The sequence below is a fragment of the Thermomonospora echinospora genome (genome assembly GCF_900108175.1).
Lineage (GTDB): Bacteria > Actinomycetota > Actinomycetes > Streptosporangiales > Streptosporangiaceae > Thermomonospora > Thermomonospora echinospora.
Genome location: NZ_FNVO01000063.1, coordinates 1 through 1,464, shown reverse-complemented (window position 1 = coordinate 1,464; position 1,464 = coordinate 1). Strand labels below are relative to the sequence as shown.

The 1,464-nt window shown below is 73.7% G+C and carries 1 protein-coding gene; it reads left to right on the top strand.

Annotated features, from left to right (window positions below; genetic code table 11):
- Positions 1–392 precede the first annotated feature (392 nt).
- The coding region (locus C4U03_RS39645; protein ID WP_200827802.1) for a hypothetical protein at positions 393–1,464 on the top strand (1,072 nt) is incomplete at its 3' end.

Genomic DNA, 1,464 nt, shown 5'->3' with positions numbered 1-1,464 from the left:
CTCCCGGCCGCCAGGGGCGTAGGCTCAGCGCCAACTGATCGTCAACCCTTTGCTTGCTGGGAGGCCCCCAGAACGTCGAAGAGCGCCCCGCAGGGCGCTCTACCGAACTCAATATCCACTTGCTGCCGTTCCACTCACGCTCGCCACATGGTTGCCAGACCTCTGAGCGTGGGTGGTGCCGTCAGCCCTTCCCTTTCACGCTGGAGCCGACGATAGCACCCGTCCCCGGCGCTGGTCTCGCACGCCCTGATGTCGGCGTGCCGGATCATGACGCCGCATCCGTTTGCCGCCCGCCGACAGCGCCGTCCGCGGGTCGGCCTGATGCTGCGCTGCCCGCCCGGTTCGCGCCCGCGCATGTGCGGTCGGGGGCAGACGCTGCGGAAACGTGGCCGGTGCTGTCGCGTCTGCTGGCCGCGACGCCGTGGGCGCGGTTCTCGCCTGACGGTGGCGACAACTTCCCCGACGGAAGGCGGCTTCGGTTCCGGGTGGGCGGTGAGCTGCCGCCCGAGCCGGCGACGGTATCGATCTACTCCCGGGCTCCGGATGGTGCGACGGTCGGCCGGCTGCTGGTGGCCGACTTCGACATCGGAAAGGCCTTGGAGACCGTGCCGGACGCCGATCCGGCCGTGGTGGTGGCCGAGCAGGCGGATGCGTTCGCGGCGCTGGTGGCCGAGTGCGGCGGTCGCGTCGTCCACGATGTGTCGCCCAGCGGCGGCCGCCACGTCTACGTCAAGTTCGCGCGGCCGATCCCGTTCGAGGAGCTGCGCGATGTCGCGGTGGCGCTGGCCGAGCGGTTCACCGCGCTGGATGCGGGGCCGATGCGCAGCCCGACCGGGCAGATCCGGATCGCCGGCTCCCCCTACAAGCGCACGGTCCAGGAGCAGAGCGATGGCACGTTCGCCCGCACCGGCCGGCTGCTGGGCTTCCTGGCGTTGACCATGCCGCTGGCCGAGGCGGTGCGGGTGCTGCGTGCGCCGTGCGGGCCGAAGGTGTGGGAGCGGCTGCGCCGGGCGGTGACGGCCGAGCTGGCGGTCGTGGACCCGGCGCCGTCGCTGCAGGCGCCGTTGCCGGGGGTCCTCCACTGGGATGAGGACGGGCGGCCGTGGGCGCCGCTGCGCGGCGGCCGCCGCCCGCTGAGCCCGCGGCTGGCCGAGCTGGCCCGCACCGGCGCGTGGGACGCCGAGCCCCTGCAACCGGACGGCGGCCGGTACGCCTCGCCGTCGGAGGCCCGCTACGCGGTGCTGCGCAGCCTGGCGGCGGGGGGCTGGACCTACGACGAGGCCGTGGCGGCGATGCGTGCTGGTGGGCCGCTGGAGGGCTTGGCTGGGCGGCTGTGCGGCACTCGCTCCCCCGCCCAGCGGCGGGCCGTGCTGACCTCGGACTGGGACCGCGCCGTCGCTGAAACACTCGCCTCCCGGACGGCGTCGCCCCCTGCCCGCAACTCGCACACAAGCTCAGTTACAC